Source organism: Pseudomonas sp. Y39-6 (assembly GCF_023651955.1).
Taxonomy (GTDB): domain Bacteria; phylum Pseudomonadota; class Gammaproteobacteria; order Pseudomonadales; family Pseudomonadaceae; genus Aquipseudomonas; species Aquipseudomonas veronii.
The window spans coordinates 4,419,708-4,433,517 of the sequence record NZ_CP069594.1 but is presented as its reverse complement, the minus strand read 5'-3'; the positions used below and the strand labels follow the sequence as shown (position 1 = coordinate 4,433,517).

The 13,810-nt window shown below is 63.8% G+C and carries 12 protein-coding genes; 8 read left to right on the top strand and 4 right to left on the bottom strand.

The genetic code is table 11. The features are described 5' to 3' along the window. Positions 1–2 precede the first annotated feature (2 nt). The 8 genes from JN756_RS19960 to JN756_RS19925 all read left to right on the top strand — a co-directional run bounded on the left by JN756_RS19960 (position 3) and on the right by JN756_RS19925 (position 9,984). A complete protein-coding gene (locus tag JN756_RS19960; protein WP_057004484.1) occupies positions 3–764 on the top strand; it encodes a quinoprotein dehydrogenase-associated SoxYZ-like carrier in 762 nt (253 codons plus the stop codon). Positions 765–780: 16 nt separating this feature from the next. Next, positions 781–1,713: a quinoprotein relay system zinc metallohydrolase 1 gene (locus JN756_RS19955; protein ID WP_017847478.1), complete on the top strand. Its 933-nt coding sequence runs from the start codon at positions 781–783 to the stop codon at positions 1,711–1,713. A gap of 135 nt (positions 1,714–1,848) precedes the next feature. Continuing rightward, entirely contained in the window at positions 1,849–3,624 is a 1,776-nt protein-coding gene (locus tag JN756_RS19950) for a PQQ-dependent methanol/ethanol family dehydrogenase (protein ID WP_046382819.1), read from the top strand. 121 nt (positions 3,625–3,745) lie between these two features. Next, the gene (exaC, locus tag JN756_RS19945; protein WP_017847476.1) at positions 3,746–5,266 is read left to right on the top strand and encodes an acetaldehyde dehydrogenase ExaC; all 1,521 of its coding nucleotides are present in this window, start codon (positions 3,746–3,748) and stop codon (positions 5,264–5,266) included. A gap of 442 nt (positions 5,267–5,708) precedes the next feature. Beyond that, complete coding sequence (gene pqqA / locus JN756_RS19940; protein WP_010209364.1) at positions 5,709–5,780, top strand: pyrroloquinoline quinone precursor peptide PqqA; 72 nt, start codon at positions 5,709–5,711, stop codon at positions 5,778–5,780. Between the two features lie 127 nt (positions 5,781–5,907). Next, complete coding sequence (gene ercA / locus JN756_RS19935) at positions 5,908–7,071, top strand: alcohol dehydrogenase-like regulatory protein ErcA (protein ID WP_017847475.1); 1,164 nt, start codon at positions 5,908–5,910, stop codon at positions 7,069–7,071. Beyond that, positions 7,055–8,425, top strand: a complete 1,371-nt coding sequence (locus tag JN756_RS19930) for an ATP-binding response regulator (protein ID WP_201021206.1) — start codon at positions 7,055–7,057, stop codon at positions 8,423–8,425. The genes ercA and JN756_RS19930 overlap by 17 nt, the downstream gene beginning before the upstream one ends. 80 nt (positions 8,426–8,505) lie before the next feature. Then, positions 8,506–9,984: a DASS family sodium-coupled anion symporter gene (locus JN756_RS19925; RefSeq protein ID WP_017847473.1), complete on the top strand. Its 1,479-nt coding sequence runs from the start codon at positions 8,506–8,508 to the stop codon at positions 9,982–9,984. 77 nt (positions 9,985–10,061) lie between these two features. On the opposite strand, the gene JN756_RS19920 is transcribed toward JN756_RS19925, so the two are convergent. The 4 genes from JN756_RS19920 to JN756_RS19905 form a co-directional block, all read right to left on the bottom strand. Continuing rightward, positions 10,062–10,970 (bottom strand): aldose 1-epimerase, encoded by a 909-nt coding sequence (locus JN756_RS19920; protein ID WP_201021205.1) that lies wholly within the window; start codon positions 10,968–10,970, stop codon positions 10,062–10,064. Then, positions 10,970–12,250, bottom strand: coding sequence for a TRAP transporter large permease (locus tag JN756_RS19915; RefSeq protein ID WP_046382820.1), 1,281 nt, complete (start codon positions 12,248–12,250; stop codon positions 10,970–10,972). The genes JN756_RS19920 and JN756_RS19915 overlap by 1 nt, the downstream gene beginning before the upstream one ends. A gap of 1 nt (position 12,251) precedes the next feature. Beyond that, positions 12,252–12,779: a TRAP transporter small permease gene (locus tag JN756_RS19910; protein ID WP_057004482.1), complete on the bottom strand. Its 528-nt coding sequence runs from the start codon at positions 12,777–12,779 to the stop codon at positions 12,252–12,254. A gap of 66 nt (positions 12,780–12,845) precedes the next feature. Beyond that, positions 12,846–13,808, bottom strand: a complete 963-nt coding sequence (locus JN756_RS19905; protein WP_108525035.1) for a TRAP transporter substrate-binding protein — start codon at positions 13,806–13,808, stop codon at positions 12,846–12,848. Positions 13,809–13,810: the final 2 nt, after the last annotated feature.

Here is a 13,810-nt window from a genome sequence, read left to right as displayed (position 1 = left end):
CGATGAACTGGCGACTGAACTGCATGTTGGCCTGCTGGTTACCGTTGGCGGCCCACGCCGCGGCCGTCGAACCGGGCACGGACCCGGTGCCGTCGGTGATGTGGGCGTTCTACCACAAGCAGTTGTTGGCCGATGCGCCGTTCGTGTTCGATGAGCGGGTCAAGCTGCTGGCGCCGCCGTTCGCCGAAGATGCGCGCCAGGTGCCCCTGGAAATCGACGCGCGGGCGTTCAAGGGGCACGTGGTAAAGATCCTCGCCTGGGCCGAACTCAACCCGTTGCCCAGGATTGTCGATTTTCAGCCCAAGGCCGGGGTGTTGCCCTGGCTGTCGATCCGTATCCGCATCGAACAGGCCACGCCCCTGCGTGCGGCGGTGCTCACCGATGACGGGCTGTGGCACGTCGGCTCGACCCTGATCGACGCGGCCGGCGGCGGCTGCACCGCGCCCAGCGTGGTCCGCACCCAGCCGGGTTGGGAAGAGCATATCGGCGAAGTCCTCGGCGGGCGTTACCCACGCGGCGAATTCAGCCGGGTACGCGTGCAGGTGGCGCACCCGATGGATAACGGCATGGTCAGCGGCATCCCCGAGTTCTATCTCAACCACGCGCAACTGCGTGGCCAGGACGGCCAGGTGCTGGCCGAGCTGGTGCTGTTCCCGGCGGTCAGCGAAAACCCCAACCTGGCCTTTGACATCGACGCACCCGGGCCGACGCGCCTGGTGCTGCGCGACAACAGCGGCAATGAATTCGACGCAGCCATTCCCTGACCAGAAGGAGCGCGGCATGCGCTGGATTCTATTGTTGTGCCTGAGCTTGAGCCTGCCCGCCGTGGCCGACCTCGACTACGCCCTCAAGCCACGACTGATCGCCGACGACACCTGGCTGCTGGAAGGCAGCACCGACAATTTCGCCAAGGACAACGGCGGCAATATCGTCAATACCGCGTTCATCGTCACCGAGGCCGGCGTGGTGGTGATCGACACCGGGCCGTCGCGGCGCTACGGCGAAGCCCTGCGCCGGGCGATCGCCAGCGTCACCGACAAACCGGTGATCCAGGTGCTGCTGACCCACCACCACCCCGACCATGCGCTGGGCAACCAGGCCTTCAAGGACGTGCCCATCGGCGCCCTGGCCGGCACCACGCGCCTGCTGCATGAGCAGGGCGACGGCATGGCGGAGAACCTCTACCGCATGGTCGGCGACTGGATGCGCGGCACCGAAGTGCAATTGCCCACGCAAGTGCTCGAACCCGGTGTGCTCAGCTTTGGCCGCCACGACCTGCGCCTGCTTGCGCTGACCGGCCACACCGACGCCGACCTGGCCATCCTCGACCAGACTACCGGCGTGCTGTTTGCCGGCGACCTGGTGTTCTACCAACGCGCCCTCACCACCCCCAACAGCCCCGGGCTGGCGGCGTGGCTGGCGGACATCGACACCCTGCAGGCCTTGCCCTGGACCCTGGTCGTGCCCGGCCATGGCCCGGTGGCCAACGATGCACAGCCGTTCGCGCAGATGCGCGACTACCTGACCTGGCTCGACCAACTGCTGCGCGACGGCGCCGCCCACGGCAGCGACATGGCCGAGATGATCCGCAGCCCCATCCCCGAGCGCTTCGCCGCGATCAACCTGAGCCGCTATGAACTGATCCGTAGCGTCAGCCACCTGTACCCGCGTTACGAGCGCGAGCAGATGCAGCGCGTGGATTCGGCGCGCTGACGGACCGGACCCGCTACTAAGGAACTAGCAATCTCGATACTGCGGTCAATTGTGACAACCGCCCCTGCGCCCAAGAATCTGTACCAGACCGGGAAAATTTCCCGGGTATAACAAAAAACCGCAGAGGTAGCCGTCATGACCCAACCCGCACGCCGCCAACCCTTCGCCTTGAGTGTGTTGCTCGGTGCCATTCTGTTATCCGGCCAGGCCATGGCGGCCGTGACCGATCAGGAGATTCTCCAGGACCCGAAAAACCCCGGGCAGATCGTCACCAACGGTCTGGGCGTCCAAGGCCAGCGCTATAGCCCGCTCGATACCCTGAATGTGGACAACGTCAAGGACCTGCGCCCGGTCTGGGCGTTCTCCTTTGGCGGCGAGAAACAGCGCGGCCAGCAGGCGCAGCCGATGATCAAGGACGGGGTGATGTACCTCACCGGGTCCTACTCGCGGGTGTTCGCGGTGGACGCACGCACCGGCAAGAAGCTCTGGCAGTACGATGCGCGTCTGCCCGATGACATCCGCCCGTGCTGTGACGTGATCAACCGCGGCGTGGCGCTGTACGGCGACCTGGTGTTCTTCGGCACCCTCGACGCCAAGCTGGTGGCCCTGAACAAAGACACCGGCAAAGTGGTGTGGAGCAAGAAAGTCGCCGACCACAAGGAAGGCTACTCGATCAGCGCCGCGCCCCTGGTGATCAACGGCAAGCTGATTACCGGCGTGGCCGGCGGCGAATTCGGCGTGGTGGGCAAGATCGAAGCCTACGACCCGAAAAACGGTGACCTGCTGTGGACCCGTCCGACTGTCGAAGGTCACATGGGCTACGTCTACAAGGACGGTAAAGCCGTGGAAAACGGCATTTCCGGCGGCGAGGCGGGCAAGACCTGGCCTGGCGACTTGTGGAAAACCGGCGGCGCGGCACCGTGGCTGGGCGGCTACTACGACCCGGAAACCAACCTGCTGCTGTTCGGCACCGGCAACCCGGCACCGTGGAACTCGCACCTGCGCCCTGGCGACAACCTCTACTCGTCCTCGCGCCTGGCGCTGAACCCGGATGACGGCACCATCAAGTGGCACTTCCAGACCACGCCCCATGACGGCTGGGACTACGACGGCGTGAACGAACTGGTCTCCTTCAACTACACCGAAGGCGGCAAAGAGATCAAAGCGGCGGCCACCGCCGACCGTAACGGTTTCTTCTACGTGCTCGACCGCACCAACGGCAAGTTCATCCGCGGCTTCCCGTTCGTCGACAAGATCACCTGGGCCACCGGCCTGGATAAAGACGGTCGGCCAATCTACAACGAAGCCAGCCGCCCAGGCGCGCCAGGCAGCGAAGCCAAGGGCACCTCGGTGTTCGTCGCTCCGGCGTTCCTCGGCGCGAAGAACTGGATGCCGATGGCCTATAACCGCGACACCGGGTTGTTCTACGTGCCGTCCAACGAATGGGGCATGGACATGTGGAACGAAGGCATCACCTACAAAAAAGGTGCGGCGTTCCTCGGTGCGGGCTTCACCATCAAGCCGTTGAACGAAGACTACATCGGCGTGCTGCGCGCCATCGACCCGAAAACCGGCAAGGAAGTCTGGCGCCACAAGAACTTCGCGCCGCTGTGGGGCGGGGTCCTGACCACCAAGGGCAACCTGGTGTTCACCGGTACGCCGGAAGGCTTCCTGCAGGCCTTCAACGCCAAGACCGGCGAGAAGGTCTGGGAATTCCAGACCGGCTCCGGCGTGCTCGGCTCGCCTGTGACCTGGGAAATGGACGGCGAACAGTACGTCTCGGTGCTCTCCGGCTGGGGCGGCGCGGTGCCGTTGTGGGGCGGTGAAGTGGCCAAACGCATCAAGGACTTCAACCAGGGCGGCATGCTCTGGACCTTCAAATTGCCTAAAGAACTGGTCGCCAAACACTGAATCTACGACCAAATGACAAGAGCCCTCCTGCCAACGGCGCATTCGCCCGGCAGCGGGGGCTCTTTACTATCGGGTCATCGCCTGTTGACCGACAGGCCCGGACCCAGACAGAGGCTTTAACATGATCTACGCACAACCTGGCACCCCTGGCGCCATCGTCAGCTTCAAGTCACGCTACGGCAACTTCATCGGCGGCGAATTCGTCGCGCCGATCAGCGGTGAATACTTCACCAACACCTCGCCGGTGACCGGTGAAGTGATCGCCGAATTCCCGCGTTCCAACGCCGCCGACATCGACAAGGCCCTCGACGCGGCCCACGCCGCCGCCGACGCCTGGGGCAAGACCTCGGCCCAGGATCGCGCCCTGGTGCTGCTGAAAATCGCCGACCGCATCGAACAGAACCTCGAAGTGCTGGCCGTCACCGAAAGCTGGGACAACGGCAAAGCCGTGCGTGAAACCCTCAACGCCGACGTGCCGCTGGCCGCCGACCACTTCCGTTACTTCGCCGGCTGCATCCGCGCCCAGGAAGGCGGCGCCGCCGAGATCAACGAACACACCGCCGCCTACCACTTCCACGAGCCGCTGGGTGTGGTCGGGCAGATCATTCCGTGGAACTTCCCACTGCTGATGGCCGCCTGGAAACTCGCCCCGGCCCTGGCCGCCGGTAACTGCATCGTGCTCAAGCCGGCCGAGCAGACGCCGCTGTCGATCATGGTGTTTGCCGAGCTGATCAACGACCTGCTGCCCGCGGGCGTGCTGAACATCGTCCAGGGCTTTGGCCGTGAAGCCGGCGAAGCGCTGGCCACCAGCAAGCGCATCGCCAAAATCGCCTTTACCGGCTCTACCCCAATCGGCGCGCACATCATGCATTGCGCGGCCGAGAACATCATTCCGTCGACCGTGGAGCTGGGCGGCAAGTCGCCGAACATCTTCTTCGAAGACATCATGAATGCAGAGCCGCAGTTCATCGAGAAAGCCGCCGAAGGCCTGGTGCTGGCGTTCTTCAACCAGGGCGAAGTGTGTACCTGCCCGTCGCGGGCGCTGGTGCAGGAGTCGATCTACGACGACTTCATGAAAGTGGTGATGAAAAAGATCGTCAAGATCAAGCGCGGCAACCCGCTGGACACCGAAACCATGGTCGGCGCCCAGGCGTCCGAGCAGCAATACGACAAGATCCTGTCCTACCTCAAAATCGCCCAGGAAGAGGGCGCCGAACTGCTCACCGGCGGCGCGGCCGAGCGTTTGGAGGGTGACCTGTCCAGCGGTTACTACATCCAGCCGACCCTGCTCAAGGGCCATAACAAAATGCGTGTGTTCCAGGAGGAAATCTTCGGCCCGGTGGTGGGTATTACCACGTTCAAGGACGAAGCCGAAGCCCTGGCCATTGCCAACGACAGCGAGTTCGGCCTGGGTGCCGGCCTGTGGACCCGCGACATCAACCGCGCCTACCGCATGGGCCGGGCGATCAAGGCCGGCCGCGTGTGGACCAACTGCTACCACCTGTACCCGGCGCACGCCGCGTTTGGCGGCTACAAAAAGTCCGGCGTGGGGCGTGAGAACCACAAGATGATGTTGGATCACTACCAACAGACCAAGAACCTGCTGGTGAGCTACGACATCAACCCACTGGGCTTCTTCTAACCCCGACTTGAAATGCAACCAACTGTGGGAGGGGGCTTGCCCCCGATAGCGGTGGATCAGTCAGGCATGTATTGGCTGACACACTGCCATCGGGGGCAAGCCCCCTCCCACATTTTGATCGGCGTACACCCGTTTCGGCACAACAAGAGGGCTTTGCCTGTTGGATCACTACCCGCAGACCAACCCCCTGGGCCTCTTCTAACCCCGACTTGAAATGCAACCAACTGTGGGAGGGGGCTTGCCCCCGATAGCGGTGGCTCAGTTATGCATGTATTGGCTGACCCACTGCCATCGGGAGCAATCCCCCTCCCACATTTTTGATCGGTGTACATCTGCTACCAAGGCATGCTTCAGGCTCGTTCGAAAGTAGCATTCGCACCCCCATCCCCCCATGCATTAATGCCATTACCGGAATCTTCCGGCACAACAAGAGGATCGCCCCATGTGGACTAAACCCGCGTTTACCGACCTGCGTATCGGCTTTGAAGTGACCATGTACTTCGCCAGCCGCTGATTCACCCCCGGCCAGCCTCGCGCTGGCCGGGGTCGTTTGGGGAATGACTCTTTGGTCTGATTGCATTCGCGCGCGGATGGGTTAGTGTGGAGCGCATCTCTCAAAAATAATAAAAACAGGCTTTCCAATGAGCCCAAATCTCAGCCTTCTGCGTAAGTTCGTTTCGCCTGAAATCATCTTTGGTGCCGGCTGCCGGCACAACGTCGGTAATTACGCCAAGACCTTCGGTGCGCGCAAAGTGCTGGTGGTCAGCGACCCCGGTGTGATCGCCGCCGGCTGGGTCGCCGACGTGGAAGCCAGCCTGCAGGCCATCGGCATCGATTACTGCCTGTACAGCGGCGTCTCACCCAACCCCCGCGTCGAAGAAGTCATGCTCGGTGCCGAGGTGTACCGCGACAACCATTGCGACGTGATCGTGGCCATCGGCGGCGGCAGCCCGATGGACTGCGGCAAGGCCATCGGCATCGTGGTCGCCCATGGGCGCAACATCCTCGAATTCGAAGGCGTGGACACCATTCGCGTGCCCAGCCCCCCGCTGATCCTGATCCCCACCACCGCCGGCACTTCGGCGGATGTCTCGCAGTTCGTGATCATTTCCAACCAGCAGGAGCGCATGAAGTTCTCCATCGTCAGCAAGGCGGTGGTGCCGGACGTGTCGCTGATCGACCCGGAAACCACGGCGAGCATGGACCCGTTCCTGTCCGCCTGCACCGGCATCGATGCGCTGGTGCATGCGATCGAGGCGTTCGTCTCCACCGGCCACGGCCCGCTGACCGACCCCCACGCGCTGGAAGCCATGCGCCTGATCAACGGCAACCTGGTGCAGATGATCGCCAACCCGGCGGACATCGCCCTGCGCGAGAAGATCATGCTCGGCAGCATGCAGGCGGGGCTGGCGTTCTCCAATGCGATCCTCGGCGCGGTGCATGCCATGTCCCACAGCCTCGGCGGCTTCCTCGACCTGCCTCACGGCCTGTGCAACGCGGTGCTGGTGGAGCATGTGGTGGCGTTCAACTACAACTCGGCGCCGGAGCGCTTCAAGGTGATTGCCGAGACGTTCGGCATCGACTGCCGCGGCCTGACTCATCCGCAGATCCGCGGGCGGCTGGTCGAGCATCTGATCGCGCTGAAGCGTGCCATCGGCTTCCACGAAACCCTCGGCCTGCACGGCGTGCGGGTGGCGGACATTCCGTTCCTGTCCCAGCACGCCATGCACGACCCGTGCATCCTCACCAACCCCCGTGAATCGAGCCAGCGTGACGTCGAGGTCGTCTATGGCGAAGCTCTCTGACGACCAGCAGCGCGCCCTGGCCGGGCTGCTGGGGCTGGGCGACCAGTCGGCGCGCAAGAGCCACTACCCGGAACTCACGGCCCGCCTCGATGAGCTGGAGGCCGAGCGCAACCGCTACATCCGCCTCAACGATGAGCTGGAGCAGCGGGTGGCGGCGCGCACTGATGAACTGCTCGAAGCCAACCGCAACCTGCAACAGCAGATCGCCCAGCGCGAACAGGTCGAACAGGAGCTGCGCGACGCCCGCGACGCCGCCGAGGCCGCCAACCGCAGCAAGGACAAGTACCTCGCCGCCGCCAGCCATGACCTGTTGCAGCCGCTCAACGCCGCACGGCTGTTGATCGCCACCCTGCGCGAACGGTCGTTGCCGAGCGTCGAACAGGTGCTGGTGGAGCGCACGCACCAGGCCCTGGAAGGTGCCGAGGATTTACTCACCGACTTGCTCGATATCTCGCGGCTCGACCAGGCAGCGGTCAAGCCGGACGTGGCGCTGTATCGCCTGGATGAGTTGTTTGCGCCGCTGGTCTCCGAGTTCCAGTCCGTCGCCCTGGCCGCCGGACTGAATCTGCGCGCACACACCGGCCATTACGCGATCCGGACCGACCTGCGCCTGGTGACGCGGATTTTGCGCAATTTCCTCAGCAACGCCTGCCGCTACACCGACGACGGCTGCATCCTGCTCGGCGCCCGTCGTCGCGGCGATCACCTGCGCCTGGAAGTGTGGGACACCGGGCGCGGCATCCCGGCCGACCGGCTCGACGCGATCTTCCTCGAATTCAACCAACTGGACGTCGGCCGCGCCTCGGACCGCAAGGGCGTGGGCCTGGGGCTGGCGATTGTCGAGCGGATCGCTGAGATCCTCGGTTACCCGGTGGCGGTGCGCTCGTGGCCGGGACGCGGGTCGATGTTCAGCCTCGAAGTGCCGATCAGCGAAGAAATGCCGTTGGCTATCAGCCAACTGCCCACGCAACCGACCACCGGCAACCCGCTGCCGGGGCGGCGTTTGCTGGTGCTGGACAACGAAGTCAGCATCCTCGAAAGCATGAGCGCGCTGCTCGGGCAGTGGGGCTGCGAGGTGGTCACGGCCACCGACCAGGCCGGCGCGTTGCTGGCATTGCAGGGCAGGGCGCCGGAACTGATCCTGGCGGACTATCACCTGGACCACGGCGTGGTGGGCTGTGAGGTGGTCAAGTACCTGCGCGAGCATTTTGCCCAGACGATTCCCGCGGTGATCATCAGCGCCGACCGCACCGACCAGTGCCGGCGCATCCTGCGGCGGCTGGACGCACCGTTGTTGAACAAACCGGTCAAGCCCGGGAAGTTGCGGGCGGTGTTGAGTCAGTTATTGGCCTAGAGGTTTGATACCTGTCAACACCGCGTGCGGCATTTTGCGCCATGCTCCCAGCCTGATTTGACGCCGACGGAGACTCCCCCATGAGCGCCCCCGCAACAACCGCTGCATCATTCAAGTTGCCCTTGGGCCTGGTCGTCGCTGTACTGGTGATGGTCGGGGTGCTGCTGTTACCGCTGCCCGCGGATTTGCCGGTGGCCGGGCATCGCATGCTGGCGATCCTCGCGTTTGCGGTGGTGGTGTGGATCAGCGAGGCGGTGTCCTATGAGGCCAGCGCGATCATGATCACCTCGCTCATGGCGTTCTTGCTCGGCACCGCGCCGTCGCTGCAAGACCCCGCGCACCTGATCGGCTCCAGCCCGGCCATCGGCATGGCGCTGACCGGCTTCTCCAACCCGGCGCTGGCCCTGGTGGCGGGGGCGTTGTTCATCGCCGCCGCCATGACCCACACCGGCCTGGATCGGCGCATCGCCTTGGTCACGCTGACCCGGGTCGGCACCAGCACCCGCGGCATTCTGCTGGGGGCGATCGCGGTGACTATTCTCCTGAGCCTCGTCGTACCCAGCGCCACCGCGCGCAGTGCCTGCGTGGTGCCGATCATGATGGGCGTGGTGGCGGCGTTTGGCGTCGATAAACGCTCCAACATCGCCGCCGGCCTGATGATCGTGGTGGCCCAGGGCACCAGCATCTGGAACGTCGGCATCCAGACTGCCGCCGCGCAGAACCTGCTGACCGTCGGGTTCATGGACAAGATGCTCGGCCAGCGCGTGTCGTGGATCGACTGGCTGATCGCCGGCGCACCATGGGCGCTGATCATGTCGGCGGTGTTGCTGTTCCTGGTGATCAAACTGCTGCCGCCGGAAAGCGACAGCATCCCCGGCGGCAAAGAAGCCGTGGCCCAGTCGCTGGTGGACATCGGCCCGATGACCGGCCCGCAAAAACGCCTGCTTGCCGTGTCGGTGCTGTTACTGTTGGCGTGGGCTACCGAAGGGCGCCTGCACAATTTCGACACCACCTCGACCACCTACGCCGGGCTGGTGTTCCTGCTGTTGCCGGGGATCGGCGTGATGACCTGGAAGGATGTGCAGTCGCGGATTCCGTGGGGCACGGTGATTGTGTTTGGCGTCGGCATCAGCCTCGGCACGGCGTTGCTGACCACCCAGGCCGGGCAGTGGCTGGGTTCGCAAGTGGTGGCGCACACCGGGCTGGACCAGGTCGGGCCGCTGGGCGTGTTTGCCATCCTCGGGGCGTTTTTGATCGTGATCCACTTGGGGTTTGCCAGTGCGACCGCGTTGACCTCGGCGTTGTTGCCGATCCTGATTGCGGTGTTGCAGACCTTGCCGGGGGAGTTCAACCGGTTGGGGATGACCATGCTGTTGGGGTTTGTGGTGAGCTACGGGTTTATCCTGCCGATCAATGCGCCGCAGAACATGGTGTGCCTGGGGACCGGGACGTTTACGGCGCGGCAGTTTGCCAAGGTGGGGGTGTTGGTGACGCTGATGGGTTACTTGTTGATGTTGGTGTTTGCGGCGACCTACTGGAGCTGGCTTGGCTGGATCTGATAGGGCGTGTCATGGGGTCGCCAATGCAAAGGAGATCCAATGTGGGAGGGGGCTTGCCCCCGATGGCGGTGGGTCAGTCATGCATGTAGTGGCTGACACACTGCCATCGGGGGCAAGCCCCCTCCCACAGTTGGAATGTATTTCAGGGTGAAATTGAGTTGGGTCGACTGGTTGTGCTCCAGCAGTTTCAGGCCCGGCCTGCCCGGCAAGTGATGGGCATTCACCGGATGGCTCACCGGCTCGATGCAGAAGAACCCCAGCCCCGGCGGGCAGTACAGCAGGAAGTAATCGGCGCCAGTGGCCTGGCATTCCAGGGTGTAACCCAGCTCCGGCTGTTCGATCCGGCAATGCCCGTCCCATTGGCAAAAACCGTTGTCGACCAACGCTTGGGGCAATCCCTTGAGCTGTTGGAAATCCCAATCGGCGTGTACAGGTGCCAGCGCCGTCGGCAGCTTGGACGCATCACTCATCCATACCTGCCCAGCCTTGGCCTGCAACCGCGTACCCGCCCGGCGCGGGAAGTAAGGATGCAAGCCCAAACCGTGCCACGCGGCGGCTTCGGCCAGATGCGTCACGCTCAGCCCGATACTCAACACGCCGTTGCTCAACCCAAACCGCTGCTCGGCGCGATAGGCGAACGGCGTGGCGCATTCCAGCGCAAGCAGCACTTCATCCGCCGACTGGCTGACCACGCGCCACGCCTGTCGCCAGGCCGAACCGTGAATCGGCAGCGGATCGGTCGCGCTGTTGGGCGTGAGTGCCAGCCAGCCGGCGGGCGTGTCGAAACCGCCGTTGGCAATGCGATTGGACCACGGCGCGAGGGGATAGCAGGCCAGTTTGCCGGGCAGGCCGCTGTCCAGCGCCGCTTGATCGCTAGGCCGCAGCAGGGGCTGGCCGCTGGCGCGCACGCGCCAGTTGACGATGCTGCCGCCCACGGCCGGGGCGAGGGTGAGGTGGGTCAGGTGATCTTCCAGTTCAATCAGCATCACAGCACCAGCCCTGGCAGCCACAGCGATAACGCCGGAATGTAAGTCACCGCGATCAGCACCAAAAACAGCACGCCATAGAACGGCAGCAGCGCCTTCACGGTGTTCTCGATACTCACCTTGCCCACCGCCGCCCCCACGAACAGCACCGCGCCGACCGGTGGAGTGATCAGGCCGATGCCGAGGTTGACCAGCATGATCATGCCGAAGTGAACCGGGTCGACGCCGATGCCGAGCACCACCGGCAGCAGGATCGGCGTGAGGATCAAAATCAGCGGCGCCATGTCCATCACCGTGCCGAGCAACAGCAGCATAACGTTGATGCACATCAGGATCACGTAGCGGTTGTCCGACAGGGTCAGAAACAGCGTGGTGATCTTCGCCGGGATCTGCATCAGGGTCATGATGTAGCCGAAGCTGGCCGCGAAGGCGATCAGGATCATCACGATGGAAATGGTGCGTACCGTGCGGTGCATCAGCTTGGGCAGCTCGTTCCATTTGTAGTCGCGGTAGATGAACATGGTCACGAAGAATGCCCACAGCACCGCGATCGCAGCGGACTCGGTGGCGGTGAAGATGCCCGACAGGATGCCGCCGAGGATGATCACCATGGCCATCAGGCCCCACAGTGCGTCGGCGCAGATTTTCAGCGCTTGCTTGAGCGGGATGACTTCGCCCTTGGGGTAGTCGCGCTTCTTCGCGAAGATCAGGCACAGCACCATCAGGCACGCGCTCATCAGCAGGCCCGGGACCACGCCGGCCATGAACAGCGAGGCGATCGACACCGTGCCGCCCGCCGCCAGGGAGTAGAGCACCGAGTTGTGGCTGGGCGGGGTCAACAGTGCTTGCACCGAACCGCTGATGGTCACCGCCGTGGCGAACTCCCGGGGGTAGCCACGGCGCTCCATTTCCGGGATCAGCACCGAGCCGACCGAGGCGGTGTCGGCTACCGAGGAGCCGGAGATCGCACCGAAAAACGTCGAGGCCATGATGTTCACCAGGGACAAGCCGCCGCGCACAAAACCCACCAGCACCCCGGCGAACGCCACCAGCCGCCGCGACATGCCGCCCTCGGCCATGATCGCGCCGGCCAGCACGAAGAACGGAATCGCCATCAGCGAAAACTTGTTCACCCCGCCAGCGATCTGAATCATCAGGGCCTGGTACGGAATGTCGATCCACCACGCGCCGATCAACGCCGACAGGCCCAGGGCATAGGCCACTGGCATGCCGATCAGGATCAAGCCGACAAAGCTGCCCAACAGAATCAATGCGTCCATATCAGGCAGCCCCTTCGCTTTCTTCAACCAGATCGAAGCGCACGACCCGTCGGTTGCTCTGGTCGCCGAGCACGAGTTTTTCCACCACGAAGACCAGGGTCAGCAACCCGCCGATCGGGATCGGCATGTAGGTGATGCCCACGCGCAGGGTGGGGATGGCGCTCATGAACTGGTTCCAGGTGGACAGGCACAGCTTGCTGCCCCAAATGGTCATGAACAGGCAGATGGTGCCCATCAGCAGTTGCGAGAGGATGCCGACGACCTGGCGTTGGCGCGCAGGCAGGCGGTCGGTGATCATCGCCACCGACATATGCGCCCCGGCGCGGTAGCTGGCGGCGGCGCCGATAAAGGTGAACACCAGCATCAGCAGGATGGCGGTGGGCTCCGGCCAGCTGGAGCCGGTGCCGAGGATGTAGCGGGCGAAGATGCCCCAGGGGATGATCAGCGCGACCCCGAGGACCGAGAGGCCGGCGACCCAGATGCAGGTCATGTAGAGGCGGTCGTTGATGCGCAGCACTAGATTCTTCATGGCGTTCACCGTGACCGGGCGCGTCGATGCCGACCGCGCCGGGCCTTATGCGAGAGGCAGGGCGGGTTATTGAACGGCGTCGATGCGCGCGATGATGTCGGCGTAAGGCGCGCCGTACTTGGCGCGAACCGCGGCGGTGGCGTCGTAGAAGGGCTGTTTGTCGACGCGGATGAACTCCACGCCAGCCGCCTTGAGTTTTTCCTCGCTGCTGGCGGATTTTTTATCCCACAGCACACGCTCATCGGCCTGGGCGGCCTTGGCGGCGTTTTTCACCATGAGCTGTTGCGCGGGGGTGAGCTTGTTCCAGGTGATTTTCGACATCACGATCGGCTCGGGCAGGATCAGGTGCTCGGTGAGGGTGTAGTACTTGGCGTTCTGAAAGTGGTTGTGTTCCAGCATGGTGGGTGGGTTGTTCTCGGCACCGTCGATCACCCCGGTCTGCAAGGCACTGAAGATCTCGCCGGTGTCCATGGCGATACCGTTGGCACCCATGGCGTTGAAGGCATCGATGAACAGCGGGTTGCCCTGCACGCGAATCTTCATGCCCTTGAGGTCTTCGATCTTGCGCACCGGTTTTTTGCTGTAGAGGTTGCGCGTGCCGCCGTCCATCCAGGCCAGGGCGACCAGGCCGAATTCGGAGTCGGTGATCTTGGCGAGGATTTCATCGCCGATCTCGCCGTCGATGACTTTGCGCATATGCGCCTGGTCGCGGAACACGAATGGCAGGTTGAACACGTTCACGTCCGGCACCACCGGGCCGACGATGCCGAGGCTGACCCGGGTCATCTGGATCGCGCCGACCTGGGCTTGTTCGACGACTTCTTTTTCCGAACCCAGGACGCCCCCGGGGAAGTACTTGAAGGTCAGTTCGCCGTTGCTTTCTTGGGTGAGGGCCTTGCCCATGTTCTCTTCGGCCACGACGGTGGGGTAGCCGGCGGGGTGGATGTCGGCGAATTTGATTTCCAGCGCGTGGGCGGCGCTGCTGAGGGTGAAGATTGCGGCGGCGAGCAAGGTGCGTTTGAAGTCCATGA